The sequence below is a fragment of the Fertoeibacter niger genome, from assembly GCF_009380135.2.
GTDB classification, from domain to species: Bacteria; Pseudomonadota; Alphaproteobacteria; order Rhodobacterales; family Rhodobacteraceae; genus Fertoeibacter; species Fertoeibacter niger.
This window is the reverse complement of sequence record NZ_WHUT02000002.1, coordinates 396,756-417,686: the sequence shown is the minus strand read 5'-3', so window position 1 is coordinate 417,686 and position 20,931 is coordinate 396,756. Positions and strand designations below refer to the sequence as shown.

Below are 20,931 nucleotides of genomic sequence, written 5' to 3'. Positions count from 1 at the left end.
CGCCCTTTGCCTAGACCATGCTGAAATCCTGATAGGTCAGCGTCGGCGCCCCCGTCAGCGTGGCAATGAGGACCGCCGCGATGCTGCCGTTGCCATCCGCATCATAGCGCAACTGGCCGTTGGCGGTGTTGTAGATCAGGTAGTCATCGGCATCCTGTGCCGCCGTGCCGAAACCCAGTTCCGACGCGGTGACGCTAGGCCCGAGCGCCCCGAACCCGTCACGCTCCAGCACGATCAGGTCGTTTGACTGGAAGTCTGTGATCACGTCGGACGCCGGTATGAACGGAATGCGAAGGAACACGAAACTGTCAGGCCCCGTCCCCCCTGTCAGCCTGTCGGCACCGTCGCCGCCGATCAGCGTGTCAGCACCGCCGCCGCCGAACAACGTGTCATTGCCGCCGGCCCCCGTCAGGGAATTGGCCACCGCCGAGCCGATCACGACCTGCCCGACTGAGGCTGAGCCGGACAGATCGACATTCTCGATCTGGCGGTAGCGGTCGCCGTCCGCTTCTGTGCCAGCCCCGCTGCCACGGCCATTGTCCAGATTGATCACGGCCGCACCGAAAAGATAGTTGAACACCAGCGTGTCGTTGCCCTCGCCGCCAAAAAGCGTGTCAGATCCGTTGCCGCCGTTCAGTATGTCATCGCCGTCGCGCCCATCGACAACGTCATTGCCGCTGCCCGAAACCAGCGAATTGCCAAGCGCATTGCCAACCAACCGGTCATGCCCCGATCCGCTGCGCGCATCCTCGAACCCGCCTACGATCGCATTTTCCTGCGAGCCGGTCACGGTGCCCGCTTCAAGATCGACCTCTATCGCCAGATAGGCGGAGCTGTAATCCAGCAGATCGCGCCCGTTGCCGCCGAAGGCATGATCCATGCCCGAACCGGGGGCAAGCGTATCATTGCCATTTCCGCCATAGAGCGAGTCGTCGCCGAAACTTCCGCGCAGGGAATCGTCACCGTCGCGCGCCACGATGCGGTCATGACCAAAGTCGCCATCCAGCGTTTCACCGCGGGATGAACCGAACAGCAGGTCTGCACCGTTTGAACCGCGCACGTTCTCGATGCTGATATATGTGTCGCCTGCCGCGCCAAGGCCGCCAACCTGCGTTTGCAGGTCCACCTGCACCGGGATCGACTGGTCATCATAACTGACGGTGTCTATCCCGTTGCCGCCGTTCATCAGGTCATTGCCCAGGCCGCCCTGAAGCGTGTCATTGCCGTCGCCCCCCAGCAGCGTGTCGTTGCCTTCCCCGCCATAAAGCCCGTCATCCTGGTTGCGCCCGGATATCCGGTCATTCCCGGCAAGGCCCCGCAATGTGCTGCGATTGTTCAGACTGCCGACCAAAGTGTCATCATGGGCCGACCCGAACACATTGAGGAAACCAGAGATGATGTCGCCCGTGGCATCGCCGCCTGATGCTGCGTTTGTTGTCAGGTTGATGGATACGCCAGCTGACGAGTCGCGGTAGGACAGCGTCATGCCGATAAAGCCGCCACTGCCGATGATCCGGTCAGCGCCTGCACCGCCCTCGGCCACGCCAAAGCTGGCATTGGCGATGATCGTGTCATTGCCGATGCCGCCATACAGATCGCCATAGGTGCCTCCGGCCGTCAGCCGGTCATTGCCGCTGCCGCCGTAAAGCTGATCGAACGCCAGGTTGGGGGTGCCGCCGCCCGTCAGAACGTCATTCCCGTTGCCGCCAATGATCGTGTCCGCACCAGCACCGCCTATGATGGTGTCGTTGCCTCCGGCCCCGTCGATCCGGTCGCCGATCAGGTCATTCAGTTCGGCCAGAGTTCCGCCGGTGAAGCCGTTGATGATGCCGGCGGGTGCCGAAATGAAGTTGTCTGTGCCGTTTCCGGTGAAGGTCGCCATGAAATGCCCCTTGCCTCGTAAAATGTCTTTGATGCGCAGAATGTCATCCCCGAGACGATTCCCGTCAAGCACGACATGCCTCGCGGCCGCGACGCGCGCCGTGGCTGGATCTGTGGCATTCGGTGGAAAATGCTGCCATTGGTCACTTGCCTCCGGCACCCAAGGGGCGCAAATTGTAACAGCACGTTACCGGCTGGTTGACACCACCCCAAGGCACCACCAGATATTGATGCCAAGACCGGGGAGGGCCGAGAGCTGCCGAATGACCGGGGCCAGAGCCTTCCTGCCAATCAAGGAAAAAACATGAACGAAATCCTTGCAGACAGCTATCCCGTGTTGCCGCTGCGCGACATCGTGGTGTTCCCCCACATGATCGTGCCGCTGTTCGTGGGCCGTGAAAAATCGGTGCGGGCGCTGGAAGAGGTGATGGCCGAGGATCGCCAGATCCTGCTGTCGTCGCAGATCGACCCGTCGGTCGATGACCCGGCCACCGATGGCATCTACCGCGCGGGCGTGCTGGCCAATGTGTTGCAACTGCTGAAATTGCCCGACGGCACCGTGAAGGTGCTGGTCGAGGGCAAGGCACGGGTGCGCATCACCGAATTCCTGAAAAACGACAGTTTCTTCGAGGCGCGGGCCGTGGCCCTGACCGAACTGCCGGGCGATGCGGAATCGGTGAATGCGCTGATCCGCGCCGTGGCCGATGAATTCGAACGCTACGCCAAGATCAAGAAGAACATCCCCGAAGAGGCGCTGTCGGCCGTGTCGGAAACCCGCGAATCCGCGCGGTTGGCTGACCTTGTGGCAGGCCATCTGGGCATCGACGTGGCGCAGAAACAGGCGCTGCTGGAAACCCTCGACGTGGCCGAGCGGCTGGAGAAGGTTTACGGCCACATGCAGGGGGAAATGTCTGTCCTGCAGGTCGAGAAAAAGATCAAGACCCGCGTGAAAAGCCAGATGGAGCGCACGCAGCGCGAATATTATCTGAACGAGCAGATGAAGGCCATTCAGAAGGAGCTGGGTGACGGCGAGGACGGCCAGAACGAGATTGCCGAGCTGGAAATGCGCATCGCAAAGACCGCGCTTTCCAAAGAGGCGCGCGACAAGGCCGAGGCCGAGGTGAAAAAGCTGAAAAGCATGTCACCGATGAGCGCCGAGGCGACCGTTGTGCGCAACTATCTCGACTGGCTGCTGGGCGTGCCATGGGGCGTGAAAAGCCGCACGAAACGCGATCTGGGTGCCGCGCAAAAAGTGCTGGATGCCGACCATCACGGGCTTGAGAAGGTCAAGGAACGCATCGTCGAATATCTGGCGGTGCAGGCCCGTTCGGCCAAGCTGAAAGGCCCGATCCTGTGCCTCGTCGGCCCTCCCGGCGTGGGCAAGACCTCGCTTGGCCGGTCGGTGGCCAAGGCCACGGGGCGCGAGTTCATCCGCATCAGCCTTGGCGGCGTGCGCGACGAATCCGAGATCCGCGGCCACCGGCGCACCTATATCGGCTCGATGCCCGGCAAGATCATCCAGGCGCTGAAAAAGGCGAAAACCACCAACCCGCTGATCCTGCTGGATGAGATTGACAAGATGGGTCAGGATTTCCGGGGCGATCCCGCATCCGCCATGTTGGAGGTGCTGGACCCGGAACAGAACGCGACGTTCGTGGACCACTATCTTGAGGTGGAATACGACCTGTCGAACGTGATGTTCATCACCACGGCCAACAGCTACAACATGCCCTCGCCCCTGCTGGACCGGATGGAGATCATCCCCCTGTCGGGCTACACCGAGGACGAGAAGCGCGAGATTGCCAAGGGCCACCTGATCCCCAAGCAAAAGACCAACCACGCGCTGAAAAAGGGCGAGTTCACCGTCACCGATGCGGCGCTGACCGAAATGATCCGCACCTACACCCGCGAGGCGGGCGTGCGGAACCTGGAACGCGAGATTGCCAAGCTGGCGCGGAAAGCCGTGACCGAGATCGTCAAGGGCACGTCGAAAACCGTGGAAGTGACCGAGGACAAGCTGGAAGGCTTCCTTGGGGTGAAACGCTACCGCTATGGTCTGGCCGAGGCGACCGATCAGGTGGGCGTTGTGACCGGGCTGGCCTGGACGTCGGTGGGCGGCGAGTTGCTGTCGATCGAGGCTTTGCGCCTGCCGGGCAAGGGCCGGATGAAGACCACCGGCAAGCTGGGCGATGTGATGAAGGAAAGCATCGAGGCGGCATCGTCATATGTGCGTTCGGTCAGCCCCGAACTGGGCATCAAGCCGCCGCGGTTCGAGACGCTGGATATCCACGTTCACGTTCCCGAAGGCGCCACGCCCAAGGACGGGCCGTCGGCCGGTCTGGCCATGGTGACATCCATCGTGTCGGTGCTGACCGGCATTCCGGTGCGCAAGGATGTGGCGATGACCGGCGAGGTGACGCTGCGCGGCAACGCGCTGCCCATCGGCGGGTTGAAGGAGAAACTGCTGGCGGCGTTGCGCGGGGGCATCAAGACCGTGCTGATCCCGCAGGAAAACGCCAAGGATCTGACCGAGATCCCCGACAACGTGAAGCAGGGCCTGCGCATCATCCCGGTCAGCCACGTGCGCGAAGTGCTGGCCGAGGCTCTGGTGCGCCAGCCCGAGCCGGTGGAATGGGACGAGGCGGCGGAAGAGGCCGCTGCGGCGGCCAGAAAACTTGCACAGGAATCCGCCCCGGCGCAAACCGCGCATTGAGCGCGCACGCCTGACAGTGACAAGGACGCGCCTTCGCGGGCGCGTCTTTTCATTCGGTGGCTTCAGCCGCCGCACAGCCTGACATGGCACAGCCCAGTTGGTTCACAGGCACAGTGACGGGCGGAAATACAGTTGCGCCCGCTGGCACATGCATCCGATTTCACGCTGTTCAATCTTCTCATCCCGGGCGGCAGATGCCTGGTATGGCACATGGGGCCGGTGCGGCCCGTTCCCCGGCGACGGCACGGGTCAGTAGGGGTAATGGTTCCCCGGCCCTGTCCCGATCACCGCAAGGATCACCAGCAGCAACATCAACGGCACCAGAACGCCCTCATCGGCCGATGACACCACGGCCTCTTCGATCACGCCGGCCTCCATCTGCGCATGGCTTTCGGCCTGCGCCATGGGTGCCGCCATCATGGCAAGCGCCGCACCGGTGGAAAGCAACACGTTCCGCATCACACCCCTCCTTCATGACAGATGGCTTAGCGTGACCTCACATTTACGTTACGTCAACCCATAGCCTGAACTGGCGCGAAAATCGGGAAGAATTCCCTGCAATCCGGTGGCTTTGTCGCGCAAGCGTGGCTAATCTGAATGTAACAACCATACAGGGACCATCCAGACCATGCCCAGCGACACGCCCGAAAAAGCAGCCCCGAAACCACGCGCTACGCGGTCAAAGACCGCAGGCACCACCACGAAAAAGAAGGCTGCCCCCAAGGCTGTGACCACCACCGATCTGATGCCTGCGCCCGTTCCAGTGCCTGCGCCCGTGACCGCCCCGGTTGCACCTGATCCCGTCGTGGTGACGCCCGCAACCGTTCTGAAGAAAAAGGAACTGATCGAGCGGGTCAGCAAGGCGGCTGGCGGCAAGAAAAAGGACGTGAAGGAAATCGTCGAGGCGACGCTGGCAGTTCTGGGCGATGCGCTGTCCAAAGGCGAAGAGCTGAACCTGCCGCCCTTGGGCCGCGCCAAGGTGAACCGCCAGAAAGACCTGGCATCGGGCGAGATGATGGTGCTGAAACTGCGCCGCGCACCGGAAAAGCCGGCGGATGACAGTTCGGTGAAAAAACAACGCAAAGAGACCCTTGCAGAGGCCGAAGACTAAGGCTAAACCGCCGCCACCGGGAGATTAGCTCAGTGGTAGAGCGCTTCGTTCACATCGAAGATGTCAGGGGTTCAAATCCCTTATCTCCCACCATCATTGCCGAAAGAAGTGGGCGCAGTTGAAAAACTGCGCCCGTTTTCATAGGCTTGACCAGATGTTCCGCGCGACCGCGGTCAGGTGAAAAACGCCCGCGTCCGCTCGCGCACATAGGCCCAAAGCGCAGGTGCGCCGCGCCCGACCTTCACGCCCACCCGTGCCTCAAGCTGGGCGGCCGTCACCTGGTATTGCGTCCATGTCCCTCCGCCCGATGCGATGTTCTGCATGACAGGCTGCACCCGGTCCAGCGCCTTGGCAAAGACAGCATCGGGTGTCTCAGAGGCCTCGAATTCATCCCACAGCGCGCGCAACTCACGCGCCAGGTCGGGCGGCAACAGACCAAAAATGCGGTCGGCCGCGCGGGCTTCGGCGGCCAGTGTCTTGGCGGAACCATGCGCCAGCCCACCTGCGGAGTGGATCGGCACATCCCCTACGTCGATCTCGACCAGATCATGCAGGGTCAGCATGCGGATGACCCGGTCGATGTTCACCCCTGGCACTGCCTGATCGGCCAGCACCAGCGCGTAAAGCGCCAGATGCCAGGAATGTTCACCCGCGTTTTCGCGCCGCGACCCGTCGCCCAAAGTGCTGGCGCGCAGCACCTGTTTCAGCCGGTCGGCCTCGGCCAGAAAGGCAAACTGCGCCGCCAGCCTTTCCGTCACGCCGGGGGGCCTCGGTCTGCTGCCGCTGCCAGCCGCTCTTCCAGAAACTTGCGGGCGCGCCGCTCGGCCTGCATGGCACGCACCGCGACCATGAACGCCTCCTGCGCGGCGATCGAGCTGGATGCCAGTATCTTTGACACCTGCGAAATCAGCGAATCATCGCCCGTCCGATCCACCGCCGCGATCGTGTCGCGGGCAAGCTGATCGGCCAGATCCTCGGTGATGCCCATGTCAGCGCGACACCTCGGTCAGCCGCCGCTTCACATAGGACGACACGCTGGCGATCATCGGGTTCATGTGGCTTTCTTCATCCTTGAAGAAATGGTCAGCGCCTTCGATAACCTCATGCGTGATCTTGATGCCCTTCTGCTCGTGCAGTTTGTTCACCAGATTGACCGTGTCTTTCGGCTGCGCCACCCGGTCGGCTGATCCGTTGATGATCAGGCCGGACGAGGGGCAGGGCGCGAGGAAGCTGAAATCATACATGTTTGCCGGCGGCGCGACCGAGATGAAGCCGGTGATTTCCGGCCGCCGCATCAACAGTTGCATGCCGATCCAGGCACCGAAGCTGAACCCCGCCACCCAGCAATGCTTGGCGTTCTGGTTCATGCTTTGCAGGTAGTCCAGCGCCGAGGCGGCATCGGACAATTCGCCGATGCCCTGATCATATTCGCCCTGCGACCGGCCCACACCGCGGAAGTTGAACCGCAGCACGGTGAAACCCAGCCGGTAAAAGGCGTAATGCAGGTTGTAGACGACCTTGTTGTTCATCGACCCGCCGAACTGCGGATGCGGATGCAGCACGATGGCGATCGGGGCGTCACGTTCCTTTTGCGGATGGTAGCGGCCTTCAAGCCGGCCCTCGGGGCCTGCGAAAATCACTTCGGGCATGCGTTCTGCCTGTCTCTTTCTTTTCCGGTGATTGTTGACAAAATCACTCGGAGAACTTAGAACAATTCCAAAGGGGCAGCGAAAGCCACCCCGGGGTTGTTGTGAGTTAAGCGGCCTGCCGCATAACGTCAATGGATTTGGGGGAAGCGGGCCATGAAACTGTCAACCAAGGGTCGCTATGCCATGGTGGCACTGGCCGATCTGGCGCTTGTGCGCGGCGATGACCTGGTGTCGCTGGCCGAAGTGTCCAAACGGCAGGACATATCGCTGCCGTATCTGGAGCAGCTGTTCGTGAAGCTGCGCCGGGCGGGGCTGGTCGAGGCGGTGCGCGGCCCGGGTGGCGGCTATCGTCTGGCGCGCAGCCCCGATGCGATACGGATATCCGAGATCATGGAAGCGGTGGAGGAAACCGTCAGCGCCATGCATGCGGGGGCGGGGGCCAGCGGCGGCGTGTCGGGGTCGCGCGCGCAATCGCTGACCAACCGGCTTTGGGAGGGGCTGTCGGCACATGTCTATGTGTTCCTGCACCAGACCCGGCTGTCGGATGTGATCAAGAACGAGATGCGGCCCTGCCCGGCGGTGCCGGCGCTGTTCCGGGTGGTGGATGAAGACCTTTGAGCGGCGCGTGATGGCCAAGCGCCGGGGAGGGTTTCACACCCTCCCCGGACCCCGCCCGTGGGATATTTTCAGACAGAAAATGAGAATGAAGCCGTGAAGCCGCGTGTCTATCTTGACTGGAACGCCACGACACCGCTGCGCCCCGAGGCGCGGGCGGCGATGGTGGCGGCCATGGATCTGGTGGGCAACCCGTCGTCGGTGCATGCCGAGGGGCGGGCGGCCAAGGCATTGGTCGAGCGGGCGCGGGCGCAGGTGGCGGCGGCTTTGGGGGCCGAAGGGGCGGATATGGTGTTCACCTCGGGCGCAACCGAGGGCGCGGCTTTGGCGCTGGCGGGGCGCGGTCTGATCTGCGCGGATGTGGAACATGAGGCGGTTTCGGCCTGGTGCGATGCAAGCCTGCCGGTGGATGCGGCAGGGGCGGTGGCGGTTGCCGATCCGGCGCGGACGGCATTGCAACTGGCCAATTCGGAAACCGGCGTGATTCAGGCGCTGCCCGACGGGCTTGCGGTCAGCGATCTGACGCAGGGGTTTGGCAAGGTGCCGCTGGCCTTCAACTGGCTGGGCTGTGCCGTGGGGCTGGTGTCGGCGCACAAGCTGGGCGGGCCGAAGGGCGTGGGCGCGGTGGTGCTGCGGCGCGGGCTGGACCTGCCCCCGCAACTGAAAGGCGGCCGGCAGGAAATGGGGCGGCGCGCGGGCACCGAGAACATCATCGGCATCGCGGGCTTTGGCGCAGCGGCCGAAGCGGCGGCGCGGGATCTGGCCGATGGGGTCTGGGATCGGGTGGCGCAACTTAGAAATATTCTAGATGCGGCATTGTCCGATGCGGAAAATGCGACTATTTCCGTAGGTCGGAACGTTGCGCGCCTGCCCAACACCCTGTGCCTTGTGACGCCGGGCTGGAAGGGCGAGACGCAGGTGATGCAGATGGATCTGGCGGGGTTTGCGGTATCGGCAGGCTCTGCCTGTTCCAGCGGCAAGGTGCGCGCCAGCCGCGTGCTGCGGGCGATGGGCTTTGACGAGGGCGCGGCGGCTTCGGCGATACGCGTGTCGCTGGGGCCCACGACGACCGAAAACGAGGTGTTGCGCTTTGCCGAGGTTTGGCAGGCGGCACGCAAACGGCATTTCGCCCGGGTGGCGTAGGCAGAACGGAAGGGCGCAAGCCCTTGACAGCGATGAAGGATGTGACACTGATGGCGGGATTTGATGACGTGGCCGATGTGCTGGAGGTGACGGGCAGCCTTGACGCGCCGCTTGACGTGCGCGACGGCGTGGACCGCGAGACCATCGAAACCGTCACCGCCATGGCGGGCAAATACAAATACGGCTGGGATACCGAGATCGAGATGGATTTCGCGCCCAAGGGCCTGTCGGAAGACATCGTGCGGTTGATCTCGGCCAAGAATGACGAGCCGGAATGGATGCTGGAATGGCGCCTGGCCGCCTATCGCCGCTGGCTGAAGATGACCGAGCCGCGCTGGGCGATGGTGAACTATCCCGACATCGACTATCAGGACATCTATTATTACGCCAAGCCCAAGAGCATGGCCGAAAAGCCCAAAAGCCTGGCCGATGTGGACCCCAAACTGCTGGCGACCTATGCCAAGCTGGGCATCCCGTTGAAGGAACAGGCGCTGCTGGCCGGGGTGGAGGCTGCCGATCAACCGCGCCAGGTGGCGGTGGATGCGGTGTTTGACAGCGTATCTGTTGGCACGACCTTCAAGGCGGAACTGGCCAAGGCGGGGGTGATCTTCTGCTCGATCTCCGAGGCGGTGCGCGAACATCCGGAGCTGGTGAAGAAATACATCGGGTCGGTCGTGCCGCCGTCGGACAATTTCTTTGCCACGCTGAACTGCGCGGTGTTTTCGGATGGCTCGTTCGTCTACATACCCGAGGGCGTGCGCTGCCCGATGGAGCTTTCCACCTATTTCCGCATCAATGCCGAGAATACCGGCCAGTTTGAACGCACGCTGATCATTGCCGAAAAAGGCAGCTATGTCAGCTATCTGGAAGGCTGCACCGCGCCCAAGCGCGACACCAACCAGTTGCACGCGGCGGTGGTGGAGATCGTGATCCAGGAAGATGCCGAGGTGAAATATTCCACGGTGCAGAACTGGTATCCGGGCGATGAGAACGGGCTGGGCGGCATCTACAACTTTGTGACCAAGCGCGCCGATTGCCGGGGCGACCGCGCCCGCGTGATGTGGACGCAGGTGGAAACCGGGTCGGCGATCACCTGGAAATACCCCTCCTGCATCCTGCGGGGCGAGGGGTCGCAGGGCGAGTTCTATTCCATCGCCATCGCCAACAATGCCCAGCAGGCCGATACCGGCACCAAGATGATCCATCTGGGCAAGAACACCCGGTCGCGGATCGTGTCCAAGGGGATTTCGGCGGGGCGGGCGCAGAACACCTATCGCGGGCTGGTCAGCATGCACCCCAAGGCCACCAACAGCCGCAACTACACCCAATGCGACAGCCTGCTGATCGGTGACCAGTGCGGGGCGCATACCGTGCCCTACATCGAGGTGAAGAACAATTCATCCCGGGTCGAGCATGAGGCGACCACTTCCAAGGTGGATGAGGATCAGCTGTTCTATTGCCGGTCGCGCGGCATGGACGAGGAAGAGGCCGTGGCGCTGGTGGTGAACGGCTTCTGCAAGGACGTGCTGCAAGCTCTGCCGATGGAGTTTGCCATGGAGGCGCAGGCGCTGGTGGCGATTTCGCTTGAGGGGAGTGTGGGGTAAATGACCTCTGATGCTTTGATCGCTGAGCTGAAAAAGCGTTATGAAAGTGCACCCAAGAGTGAGGTTGCGCTAAGCATTCACTTATTCGGGATTGCATTCGCCGATCAACTCGTCGGTCACTCCGTGCATGACATTGCCGAGCGTGCGACGGGACACCGCTCTTACGGAGCAGAGATCCACAAAGGCATGCGCTTGGCCAAGTATGTCGTCTTGAAATAGCGGGCGAATTGCATCGTGATCATCACAACCACCCCTTCGGTCGAAGGCTACCAGATTGCCGAGTATTTCGGCATCGTGGCGGGCGAGGCGATCTTTGGCGCGAACATCGTGCGCGATCTATTTGCCGGGATCACCGACATTTTCGGCGGTCGGTCGGGGGCCTATGAGCAGCAATTGGGCCTCGCCCGCGAAACCGCGCTGCGCGAGCTGGAAGAGCGCGCGAAGGAAAAGGGTGCCAATGCGGTGGTCGGCGTCGATCTGGATTACGAGGTGATCGGCCAGATGCTGATGGTGTCGGCTTCGGGCACCGCAGTGCGGATCGGCTGACCGCTAGGAAACATGGCCGCCCCGGGCGGCATCACGGAACATGAGACGAAAGACAAAACATGCTTGAGATCAAGAACCTGCACGTGAAACTTGAAGAAGAGGACAAGATCATCCTGAAAGGGGTGAACCTGTCGATCGGTGCGGGGCAGGTGCATGCCATCATGGGGCCGAACGGGTCGGGCAAATCGACCCTGTCCTATGTGCTGGCGGGGCGCGAGGGCTATGCCGTGACCGAAGGTTCGGCGCTGCTGGAAGGCACGGAACTGCTGGAGATGGAGCCCGAGGAACGCGCGGCGGTAGGGCTGTTTCTGGCGTTCCAGTATCCGGTGGAAATCCCGGGCGTGGGCAACATGACCTTCCTGCGCACGGCGGTGAACGCACAGCGCAAGGCGCGCGGCGAAGATGAAATGTCGGCGGGCGATTTCCTGAAAGTGGTGCGGGCCAAGGCCAAGGCCTTGCAGATCGACGCCGAGATGATGAAGCGCCCGGTCAATGTGGGCTTTTCGGGCGGTGAGAAAAAGCGCAACGAAATCCTGCAAATGGCGATGCTGGAACCCAAGATGTGCGTGCTGGACGAAACCGACAGCGGGCTTGACGTGGATGCGATGAAACTGGTGGCTGACGGTGTGAACGCGCTGCGCGGGGCCGGGCGGTCATTCCTTGTCATCACCCACTACCAGCGCCTGCTGGACCATATCGCGCCGGATGTGGTGCATATCATGGCTGACGGGCGCATCGTGAAATCGGGCGGCCCGGAACTGGCGCTGGAGGTTGAGAACAACGGCTATGCCGGCATTCTGGCGGAGGTGGAGTGATGGCCGCGCCGCAGGCAAAGCTGGACGCGCTGGCGGCGCGCATCGCGGGCCTGTCATTCCCCGTGGCTGGCTGGCTGGGTGCCGCGCGGGCCGATGCGCTGGACCGGCTGGCGGCCATGGGCCTGCCGGGCAAGCGCGATGAATACTGGCGCTATACCGACCCTGCTGCGCTGACCGGGGCTGTGCCGCTGGCCGCCGCCCTGTTTGACGAAAGCGATGAAGCGGTGGCGTTTTCCGGCATCGACCGGGTGAAGCTGGTCTTTGTCAATGGCGTGTTCGATACCGCGCAATCGGATGATCCGGCTCTTGCGGGGGTGGAGATCGAGCATCTGGCCGATGCCGGTGCCGCCGACATCCACTGGGCGCGCGAGGTTTACGGCGTGCTGGAAACGCGGGGCCAGACCCCGGTGCAGCGCCCCTTGGCCACGCTGGCCACAGCCTTTGCCACGGGTGGCCTGCTGATCCGCGCCACGGGGAAGGCGGCCAAGCCCGTGTCGCTGATTTACCTTCAGGGTTCAGACACTTCCGATGTGATCCTGCACCACTGCATCAAGGTGGAATCCGGTGCCGAACTGACCTTGCTGGAAAACGGCAATGCCGCCGCCCGCCTGACCATGGTGATGGAGGTTGAGGTGGCCGCCGGTGGCCGCTTCCACCACATCCGGGCGCAGGGCCGGGCGCATCAGCGCCACGCAGCCACGCACGTCTTCGCGCGGCTGGGGGCCAAGGCGCTGTTCAAATCCTTCACCGTCACGGCGAATGGCGCGCTGACACGGAATGATGCGGTGATTGAACTGGTGGGCGACGATGCCGTGGCCCATGTGGCGGGGGCCGCCGTGGGTGACGGGGCGTTTCACCACGACGACACCGTGTTTGTCACCCATCAGGGCCTGCGCTGCGAAAGCCGGCAAGTGTTCAAGAAAGTGCTGAAAAACGGCGCGACCGGCGTGTTTCAGGGCAAGATCCTTGTCAAGAAAGGCGCGCAGAAAACCGACGGCTACCAGATCAGCCAGGCGCTGCTGCTGGATGACGACAGCCAGTTTCTGGCCAAGCCCGAGCTTGAGATCTACGCTGATGACGTGAAATGCAGCCACGGCTCCACCTCGGGCGCGATCGACGATACCGCGCTGTTCTATCTGCGCTCGCGCGGGGTGCCGGAAAAGGCGGCGCAATCGCTGCTGGTGCTGGCCTTTCTGGCCGAGGCGATGGCCGAAATTGACGACGCCGACATTGCCGAAGACATCCGCGCCCGGCTGGAAAGCTGGCTGGCACGGCACGAGCATTGAATGCCGGTCACAGCGGATATTCTGGAAAGCTACCGCCGCCCGCGTGCCGTGATCGCGCGGAAACTGGCAGCGGGGCTGCGTGAGGACCGGGCGCTGGCCACGCTGATGGGGGCCTGCGGGCTGATCTTCGTGGCGCAATGGCCGGGGCTGGCGCGGGCCGCGCATCTGGAGCCTTCGGTGCCGCTGGATGCGCGGATCGGCGGCGCGCTGATGGGGGTCATCTTTCTGTTGCCGCCGCTCTGCTATCTGGTGGCGGCAGGCAGTCACCTTGTCGCGCGGGCGCTGGGTGGCAAAGGCAGCTTTTTCGGCGCGCGGCTGGCGCTGTTTCAGGCGCTGCTGGCGGTGACGCCGCTGATGTTGTTGCAGGGGCTGGTGGGCGGGTTCATCGGGCCGGGGCCTGCGTTTCTGGCCATCGGGCTGGTGGTGCTGGCGGCATTTGGCTGGATCTGGGTGCAGATGCTGATCGGGGCGGAAACATGGAACTGAACCTTGGCAATCTGCTGCGGCTGGCGCGTTTTACCGTGCAGAATCCACAGCGCGGTGCGCAGGCGGTGCTGGCGATCAACCCGCCCGATCAGGCGCGCTGGCTGGCGTTTCTGCTGACGGCGGCGCTGTCGGCGATCATGACGGCGCTGAGTGTGGCGCTGCTGCCGCCTGACCTGCGCGCGGCGATGGGCGGGCAACTGGCCAACCCGCTGGTCAGCGCCGCCCTGCAGGCGGGGGTTTTGTTGCTGGCGGTGCAGGCGATCCACCATGTCGGGCGCTGGCGCGGCGGCACCGGCACATTTGCCGATGCGTTGCTGCTGGTGGTCTGGTTGCAGTTCATCCTGCTGTGCCTGCAAGCGGTGCAACTGGTGGCGCAGGTGCTGCTGCCGCCGCTGGCCGATATGGTGGGCATTTTCGCGCTGGTGCTGTTTTTCTGGCTGCTGACGAATTTCGTGACCGCGTTGCATGGCTTCCGGTCGCGGCTGGCCGTGTTCGGCGGCATCATCGCGGTGACGGTGCTGCTGGCCTTCGCGCTGGCGATCCTTCTGATCCCCTTCATGCCTGCCCTGCCGCCCGGAGTCTGACGATGTATGATGTTGACGCCATCCGCCGCGATTTCCCGATCCTGTCGCGGCAGGTGAACGGCAGGCCGCTGGTTTACCTTGACAACGGGGCATCGGCACAAAAGCCGCAGGTGGTGATTGACGCGATGACGCAGGCTTATTCCCACGAATATGCCAATGTCCACAGGGGGTTGCATTACCTCTCCACCGTCGCCACCGAGAATTACGAGGCGGTCCGCGGCAAAGTGGCGCGTTTCCTGAACGCGCCCTCCGAGGATGAGATCGTGTTCACCACCGGCACGACCGAGGCGATAAATCTGGTGTCCTATGCCTGGGCCGCGCCGCGCCTGCAACCGGGCGACGAGATCGTTCTGAGCATCATGGAGCATCATGCCAATATCGTGCCCTGGCATTTCCTGCGCGAAAGGCAGGGTGTGGTGCTGAAATGGGTGGATTGCGACGCGAATGGCGATCTTGATCCGCAGGCTGTGCTGGCTGCCATCGGCCCGCGCACCCGGTTGGTGGCAGTCACGCATATGTCGAACGTGCTGGGCACGGTGGTGGATGTGGCGGCGATCTGCGCGGGGGCAAAGGCGCTGGGCGTGCCGGTGCTGGTGGACGGATCACAAGCCGCCGTGCACATGCCGGTGGATGTGGCGGCCATCGGCTGCGATTTCTACGCCATCACCGGGCACAAACTTTACGGCCCCAGCGGGTCGGGCGCGATCTTCATCAAGGCCGAGCGGATGGAAGAGATGCGCCCCTTTCTCGGCGGTGGTGACATGATCCGCGAGGTGTCGCGCGATACCGTCAGCTACAATTCCGCACCGATGAAGTTCGAAGCGGGCACCCCCGGCATCGTGCAGCAGATCGGCATGGGTGTGGCGCTGGATTATCTGACCGGCCTTGGCATGCAGAATGTGGCGGCCCATGAGCGTGCCCTGCGCGACTATGCCCGTGACCGGCTGGCCGGACTGAACTGGTTGAACGTGCAGGGAAATTCGGCGGGCAAGGGGGCGATATTCTCGTTCATCCTGCAGGGGGCCGCCCATGCGCATGACATATCCACCGTGCTGGACAAAAAGGGCGTGGCCGTGCGCGCGGGCACGCATTGCGCCATGCCGCTGATGGCGCATATGGGCGTGGGCGCCACTTGCCGCGCGTCGTTTGGCCTTTACAACACGCCGGGCGAGGTTGACGCGCTGGTTGACGCGCTGGAGCTGTGCCACGATCTGTTTGCCTGACAGGCAGCGCCTTTGCACGGGCCACAGCCCCGCCAATCATCAGCGCGCGTTGCATTCCCGATGTTGCAGCCCGCGCGCGAACCCGCTATACGACCCCTGCTGCACCCGTAGCTCAGCTGGATAGAGCGCTGCCCTCCGAAGGCAGAGGCCAGGGGTTCGAATCCCTTCGGGTGCGCCAAAAATCAATCAAGCATATGAAGTAATAGACATTTGTCTCTGTCGGCAGGTTGCTTTGGCATGTCTGCCACCTGCTGTCCCATCCGCCGCGGCTTTTGACGCCGCGCCCGGGCCGTGCTTATATCCAGCGTCAACGCCGGATAGGGCCAGATGCAGATCCCGCATGAAAGTTTTCGCCTTGCACCCGGTGCTGCGGGCACGTTGCAGCAGCAGATCCGGGCACGGGTGGCCGAGGGTATTCTGGCGGGGCGGTTCCGCGCGGGTGACAAGATGCCATCCTCGCGCGGGCTGGCGGCGCATCTGGGCATCAGCCGCATTACCGTGACCTTGGCCTATGCCGATCTGGTGGCGCAGGACTTTCTGACACCGGCCGGACGGTCGGGCTATTTCGTGTCGGCCACCGCCCCGCAGCAGCCGCTCTTTCCGCAGGCCGCCGCGCCCCCGGGGCGTCAGGTGGACTATGCCGCCCTGACCGACCGCCGGTTCAGCCGCAACGCACGGGCGGAAAAGCCGCAGGATTGGGCCAGCTACCCCTTTCCCTTCATCTATGGCCAGGCGGATGCGCAGCTTTTCGATCACCAGAACTGGCGGCTATGCGCCCTGCGTGCGCTGGGGCGGCGCGATTTCGATACGCTGACCAGCGATTACTATGAACGCGATGATCCCTTGCTGATCGAATACATCCTGCGCCATATCCTGCCGCGCCGGGGTATCGACGCGGCACCGGCCGAGGTTCTGCTGACCCTTGGCGCGCAGAATGCGCTGTGGCTGGCCGCACAGGTGCTGGGCGGGCCGGGGCGGCGGATGGTGATGGAAAACCCCGGCTATCCCGGCCTGCGCGCGGTGCTTGCGCAAAGCGGCGGCGAAACGCTGTATGTCGATGTGGATGAGGACGGGCTGCCCCCCGACCGGCTGCCACCCGCCGATGTGGTGTTCACCACCGCCAGCCACCATTGCCCCACCAACGCCACCATGCCGCTGGCCCGGCGGGTCGCGCTGCTGGCGGCGGCCAGTGCCAGGGATTTCGTCATCGTCGAGGATGACTACGAATTCGAGATGTCATTCCTGGCCCCCGCCGCGCCCTCGCTGAAGTCGTTGGACCGCGAGGGGCGGGTGATCTATGCGGGATCATTCTCCAAATCACTGTTTCCGGGGCTGCGGCTGGGCTATCTGGTGGGGCCCGAGGGCTTTATTGCCGAGGCGCGGGCGCTGCGCGCCACGGTGCTGCGCCACCCGCCGGGCCATGTGCAGCGCACGGCGGCCTATTTCCTGTCGCTGGGGCATTATGATGCGCTGATCGCGCGGATGAAAACCGCCTTCCGCCGCCGCCGCATGGCGATGGACGAGGCGATAGCGGCCCACGGCCTGACCATGGCCGGGCAGGGCGGCTTTGGCGGATCAAGCGTCTGGATGCGCGCGCCGGATGGCGTGGATTGCGACGCGCTGGCGCTGAATTTGCGCGGGCAGGGGGTGCTGATCGAACCCGGGCGGGTGTTCTTTGGCCCCGCCGATGCACCGGGCAATTTCTACCGTCTGGCGTTTTCGTCGATTCCCCCGGGGCGGATTGCCGAAGGTGTCGCACGCATCGCAGCGGCGCTGGCCAGATGACGGATTTCACGGGTTTGGCGGCATGGGGCGATGTGGCGGTGCAGGGGCCGCTGGCAGGTGGCGCGAGGTCCGCCCTGTGGCGGGTGGAGGTGAACGGCCAGGCCTGCGTGGCGCGGCGCAACGCGGAAGGCGTGGCCGCCCTGCGCTGGCTGGCCCGCGTGCTGGCTGCGGCGCAAGCGTCGGGGCTGGTGGTGCCGATGCCGTGCCCGGCGCGCGATGGGCGGCTGGCCGTGGCTGGCTGGACGGTAGAGCCCTATCTGGCCGGCCAGTCCGCGCTGCCCGCCGAGCTGCCCGCACTGGCCGCCCCTTTGGCCCGGTTCCACCGCCGCACGGCGGGCTTTCCCCAGCGCCCCGGCTGGCACCCGCCGGGCCTGCCGCAGGGGGTGGGCGCGCAGGTGCGGCGGGTCTGGCCAGAGGGCCGTCAGGCGGTGATTCACGGTGATCTGCATGCGGGCAATGTGCTGCGCCTGCCCTGTGGCCGCCTTGCCCTGCTGGATTGGGAGGAGGCGCGGCGCGATGCCCCTGCCATAGACCGGGCCGCCCTGGCGGGTTTTGCCGGCCAGCGCCGCCTGCATGCGGCGGTCGAGGTTCTGGCCTGCTGGCGGGCCGAACCCGCCCGCGCCCGGGCCATGGCGCGCACCCTGCGCAACTGGACCTAAGCGGGCCATCCATCTGGCCCTAAGCCTAGCCCCGCCACGGCGATAGATTGCGCCAAGCGCAAGGAGATACCCGATGAAGATGACCACCGAAGAGGCTTTCGTCAAAGTCCTGCAAATGCACGGCATCGCCCATGCCTTTGGCATCATCGGATCGGCCATGATGCCGATCTCGGATCTGTTCCCCAAGGCGGGCATCACATTCTGGGACTGCGCGCATGAATGCAACGCGGGCATGATGGCCGATGGCTATGCCCGGACCACCGGGCAGATGGCGATGATGGTGGCGCAGAACGGCCCCGGCATCACCAATTTCGTGACCCCGGTGAAAACCGCCTACTGGAACCACACGCCGCTGTTGCTGGTGACGCCGCAGGCCGCCAACAAGACCATCGGGCAGGGCGGCTTTCAAGAGGTGGAACAGATGGCCCTGTTCAAGGATATGGTGGCCTATCAGGAGGAGGTGCGCGACCCCACCCGCATTGCCGAGGTGCTGAACCGGGTGATCCTGAAGGCCAAACGCGCCTCTGCCCCCGCGCAGATCAACGTGCCGCGTGATTTCTGGACTCAGGTGATCGACATCACCTTGCCTAGGATCGTGGAGTTTGAACGGCCAGCAGGCGGGGCCGATGCGATTGCCGAAGCGGCAGCCCTGCTGTCGCAGGCCAAATTCCCAGTGATCCTGAACGGCGCGGGTGTGGTGCTGGCGGGCGCGATCCCCGCCGCCATGGCACTGGCCGAACGGCTGGATGCCCCGGTCTGCTGCGGCTACCAGCACAACGATGCCTTCCCCGGTTCTCACCCGCTGTTCGCGGGGCCCCTGGGCTACAACGGATCGAAAGCGGCGATGGAGCTGATCGCGCAGGCCGATGTGGTGCTGGCGCTGGGCACAAGGCTGAACCCGTTTTCCACCCTGCCGGGCTATGGCATCGACTATTGGCCCAAGGGTGCCGCGATCATCCAGGTCGATCTGAACCCTGACCGGATCGGCCTGACCAAACCCGTGACCGTGGGCATCGTGGGCGACGCGCGGCAGGTGGCGGAACAGATATTGGCAGGCCTTGGCGCACAGGCGGGCGATGCGGGCCGGGCTGACCGCAAGGCCCTGATCGCGCAGACGAAATCTGCCTGGGCGCAGGCGCTGTCATCCATGGATCACGAGGATGACGACCCCGGCACCACATGGAACGCCCGCGCGCGTTCGCGTGAGCCGGAACGGATGAGCCCGCGCATGGCGTGGCGCGCGATACAATCGGCGCTGCCGAAGGATGCGATCATCTCTTCCGACATCGGCAACAACTGCGCCATCGGCAACGCCTATCCGACGTTTGAGCAGGGCCGCAAATATCTGGCCCCCGGCCTGTTCGGCCCCTGCGGCTATGGCCTGCCCGCCATCATGGGGGCCAAGATCGGCTGCCCCGATGTTCCGGTGGTGGGTTTCGCGGGCGACGGGGCCTTCGGCATTTCGATGAATGAAATGACGGCAATCGGCCGTGACGAATGGCCAGCCATCACCATGGTGATCTTCCGCAACTACCAATGGGGCGCGGAAAAGCGCAACACGACGCTGTGGTATGACGACAATTTCGTGGGCACCGAACTGGATACCAAGGTCAGCTATGCCGCCATCGCCCGCGCCTGCGGGCTGGAAGGGGTGCAGGTGGCCAGCATGCAGGAACTGACCGACACGCTGCACAAGGCCATCACCGCGCAAAAGGCGGGCACCACCACGTTCATCGAGGTGTTGCTGAATCAGGAACTGGGCGAGCCCTTCCGCCGCGATGCGATGAAGAAACCCGTGGCTGTGGCGGGCATCGACCCCGCCGACATGCGCTTGCAGCGCGTCTGATGCCCTATGACCTGTCACCCGGCGCCATGGCCTTCATGGCGCTGGCCTTTCTGGTCGCGGCCTTTGTGCGCGGCTATTCCGGTTTCGGTTTCTCCGCGCTGGTCGTCGCGGCCTCGGGGGTTGTCACCAACCCGCTGAACTTCGTCGCTGTGGTGATGATCTGCGAATTCCTGATGACATTCCAGCTGATCGGGCCTGCCATGGCGCGGGTCAGCTGGTGGCGGGTGGTCACGCTGATGCTGGGGGCGATGGTAGGCGTGCCGCTGGGCCTGTGGGCGCTGACCGGCATCGGGGCCGAGGCCGCGCGGGCGGTGGTTGCCATCTATGTGCTGGTGATGTGCGCGGCCCTGCTGGCAGGCTGGACGCTGCGGGCCGAGGCGGGCCGGGTGGCGCATGTGGGGGCGGGGCTGATTTCCGGCCTTGCCAATGCGGCGGGCATGGGCGGGCTGCCGGTGGCGGTGTTCTTTGCCGCACAACCCATTGCCGCAGCGGTGTTCCGCGCCACGCTGATCGCCTATTTCGCCGCGCTGGACATCTTCACCTTACCGGTGATGTGGGGCCATGGCCTTGTGACGCGCGATACGTTGATCGTTACGGCGGCTTCGCTGCCGGTCGTCGGGCTGGGGGTCTGGTTGGGCGGCCGGCATTTCCTGCGCACCGAACCGCAAAGCTTCCGGCGCTTTGCGATCTATTTGCTGGCGGGGCTGGCGCTGATGGGGCTGGCGCGGTCGCTGCTGTAGCGGCCATGGCGCAGGAGCACGGGCATTCACGTACCAACCGGAACCCCGCCACCGGAAATTTCGCGGGCCGCTGCATTTTCCCCTTGCGGCCCCCCGCGCGACTTTATAAATCACCGCTTACCGAAACGGGGCGGGCGTAGCTCAGGGGTAGAGCATAACCTTGCCAAGGTTAGGGTCGTGAGTTCGAATCTCATCGCCCGCTCCAATTTGGTCAGTGTTTACAGACACTTAGACAAGGCCGCCTT

The 20,931-nt window shown here is 64.0% G+C and carries 21 protein-coding genes and 3 tRNA genes; 19 read left to right on the top strand and 5 right to left on the bottom strand.

The features are described from left to right. Positions 1–10: 10 nt before the first annotated feature. On the bottom strand, positions 11–1,882 hold the full coding sequence (locus GEU84_RS21320; protein WP_152824130.1) for a calcium-binding protein: 1,872 nt from the start codon (positions 1,880–1,882) through the stop codon (positions 11–13). A gap of 303 nt (positions 1,883–2,185) precedes the next feature. On the opposite strand from GEU84_RS21320, the gene lon reads away from it, so the two are divergent. Continuing rightward, positions 2,186–4,594, top strand: coding sequence for an endopeptidase La (gene lon / locus GEU84_RS05495; RefSeq protein WP_152824131.1), 2,409 nt, complete (start codon positions 2,186–2,188; stop codon positions 4,592–4,594). Between the two features lie 249 nt (positions 4,595–4,843). Here the strand turns inward: lon and GEU84_RS05490 are convergent, their stop codons facing one another. Continuing rightward, a complete protein-coding gene (locus tag GEU84_RS05490) occupies positions 4,844–5,053 on the bottom strand; it encodes a hypothetical protein (protein ID WP_152824132.1) in 210 nt (69 codons plus the stop codon). Between the two features lie 169 nt (positions 5,054–5,222). On the opposite strand from GEU84_RS05490, the gene GEU84_RS05485 reads away from it, so the two are divergent. Both GEU84_RS05485 and GEU84_RS05480 read left to right on the top strand, forming a co-directional pair. Then, the gene (locus GEU84_RS05485; RefSeq protein ID WP_241427582.1) at positions 5,223–5,705 is read left to right on the top strand and encodes an HU family DNA-binding protein; all 483 of its coding nucleotides are present in this window, start codon (positions 5,223–5,225) and stop codon (positions 5,703–5,705) included. Between the two features lie 18 nt (positions 5,706–5,723). Continuing rightward, positions 5,724–5,798: transfer RNA gene (locus GEU84_RS05480), tRNA-Val, on the top strand. 80 nt (positions 5,799–5,878) lie between these two features. On the opposite strand, the gene GEU84_RS05475 is transcribed toward GEU84_RS05480, so the two are convergent. Genes GEU84_RS05475 through GEU84_RS05465 form a run of 3 tightly spaced genes read right to left on the bottom strand, consistent with a single transcriptional unit; the run spans position 5,879 to position 7,354 of the window. Continuing rightward, positions 5,879–6,463 carry an HD domain-containing protein gene (locus GEU84_RS05475; protein ID WP_174539337.1) on the bottom strand — a complete coding sequence of 195 codons (585 nt, stop codon included), beginning with the start codon at positions 6,461–6,463 and terminating at the stop codon, positions 5,879–5,881. Then, entirely contained in the window at positions 6,460–6,693 is a 234-nt protein-coding gene (locus tag GEU84_RS05470) for a hypothetical protein (protein ID WP_152824133.1), read from the bottom strand. Before GEU84_RS05470 ends, GEU84_RS05475 begins: the two co-directional genes overlap by 4 nt. Before the next feature lies 1 nt (position 6,694). Further along, the gene (locus tag GEU84_RS05465) at positions 6,695–7,354 is read right to left on the bottom strand and encodes an alpha/beta hydrolase (protein WP_152824134.1); all 660 of its coding nucleotides are present in this window, start codon (positions 7,352–7,354) and stop codon (positions 6,695–6,697) included. A 153-nt stretch (positions 7,355–7,507) separates the two neighbouring features. Between GEU84_RS05465 and iscR the strand changes: the two genes are divergently transcribed. The 16 genes from iscR to GEU84_RS05385 all read left to right on the top strand — a co-directional run bounded on the left by iscR (position 7,508) and on the right by GEU84_RS05385 (position 20,891). Next, entirely contained in the window at positions 7,508–7,972 is a 465-nt protein-coding gene (iscR, locus tag GEU84_RS05460) for a Fe-S cluster assembly transcriptional regulator IscR (RefSeq protein WP_152824135.1), read from the top strand. Positions 7,973–8,065: 93 nt separating this feature from the next. Further along, entirely contained in the window at positions 8,066–9,112 is a 1,047-nt protein-coding gene (locus tag GEU84_RS05455) for an aminotransferase class V-fold PLP-dependent enzyme (protein WP_174539336.1), read from the top strand. A 50-nt stretch (positions 9,113–9,162) separates the two neighbouring features. After that, the gene (gene sufB / locus GEU84_RS05450) at positions 9,163–10,716 is read left to right on the top strand and encodes a Fe-S cluster assembly protein SufB (RefSeq protein WP_241427594.1); all 1,554 of its coding nucleotides are present in this window, start codon (positions 9,163–9,165) and stop codon (positions 10,714–10,716) included. After that, positions 10,717–10,935: an HTH-like domain-containing protein gene (locus GEU84_RS05445; protein ID WP_152824136.1), complete on the top strand. Its 219-nt coding sequence runs from the start codon at positions 10,717–10,719 to the stop codon at positions 10,933–10,935. A 15-nt stretch (positions 10,936–10,950) separates the two neighbouring features. Beyond that, positions 10,951–11,262: a heavy metal-binding domain-containing protein gene (locus GEU84_RS05440; RefSeq protein ID WP_174539335.1), complete on the top strand. Its 312-nt coding sequence runs from the start codon at positions 10,951–10,953 to the stop codon at positions 11,260–11,262. Positions 11,263–11,321: 59 nt separating this feature from the next. Beyond that, positions 11,322–12,077 carry a Fe-S cluster assembly ATPase SufC gene (sufC, locus tag GEU84_RS05435; RefSeq protein WP_152824137.1) on the top strand — a complete coding sequence of 252 codons (756 nt, stop codon included), beginning with the start codon at positions 11,322–11,324 and terminating at the stop codon, positions 12,075–12,077. After that, positions 12,077–13,363, top strand: coding sequence for a Fe-S cluster assembly protein SufD (gene sufD, locus GEU84_RS05430; protein ID WP_152824138.1), 1,287 nt, complete (start codon positions 12,077–12,079; stop codon positions 13,361–13,363). The genes sufC and sufD overlap by 1 nt, the downstream gene beginning before the upstream one ends. Continuing rightward, positions 13,364–13,849: a YIP1 family protein gene (locus GEU84_RS05425; protein ID WP_152824139.1), complete on the top strand. Its 486-nt coding sequence runs from the start codon at positions 13,364–13,366 to the stop codon at positions 13,847–13,849. After that, complete coding sequence (locus tag GEU84_RS05420) at positions 13,840–14,433, top strand: Yip1 family protein (protein ID WP_152824140.1); 594 nt, start codon at positions 13,840–13,842, stop codon at positions 14,431–14,433. Before GEU84_RS05425 ends, GEU84_RS05420 begins: the two co-directional genes overlap by 10 nt. A gap of 2 nt (positions 14,434–14,435) precedes the next feature. Beyond that, complete coding sequence (locus GEU84_RS05415) at positions 14,436–15,656, top strand: cysteine desulfurase (RefSeq protein WP_152824141.1); 1,221 nt, start codon at positions 14,436–14,438, stop codon at positions 15,654–15,656. A 101-nt stretch (positions 15,657–15,757) separates the two neighbouring features. Next, positions 15,758–15,834 (top strand) — tRNA-Arg (locus tag GEU84_RS05410). A 149-nt stretch (positions 15,835–15,983) separates the two neighbouring features. Next, positions 15,984–17,441, top strand: coding sequence for a MocR-like pyridoxine biosynthesis transcription factor PdxR (gene pdxR / locus GEU84_RS05405; RefSeq protein ID WP_152824142.1), 1,458 nt, complete (start codon positions 15,984–15,986; stop codon positions 17,439–17,441). Further along, a complete protein-coding gene (locus GEU84_RS05400) occupies positions 17,438–18,100 on the top strand; it encodes a phosphotransferase (RefSeq protein WP_152824143.1) in 663 nt (220 codons plus the stop codon). Before pdxR ends, GEU84_RS05400 begins: the two co-directional genes overlap by 4 nt. 73 nt (positions 18,101–18,173) lie before the next feature. Beyond that, positions 18,174–19,946, top strand: a complete 1,773-nt coding sequence (gene xsc / locus GEU84_RS05395; RefSeq protein ID WP_152824144.1) for a sulfoacetaldehyde acetyltransferase — start codon at positions 18,174–18,176, stop codon at positions 19,944–19,946. Beyond that, entirely contained in the window at positions 19,946–20,686 is a 741-nt protein-coding gene (locus GEU84_RS05390; RefSeq protein WP_152824145.1) for a TSUP family transporter, read from the top strand. The genes xsc and GEU84_RS05390 overlap by 1 nt, the downstream gene beginning before the upstream one ends. Positions 20,687–20,816: 130 nt before the next feature. Further along, positions 20,817–20,891 (top strand) — tRNA-Gly (locus GEU84_RS05385). Positions 20,892–20,931 lie beyond the last annotated feature (40 nt).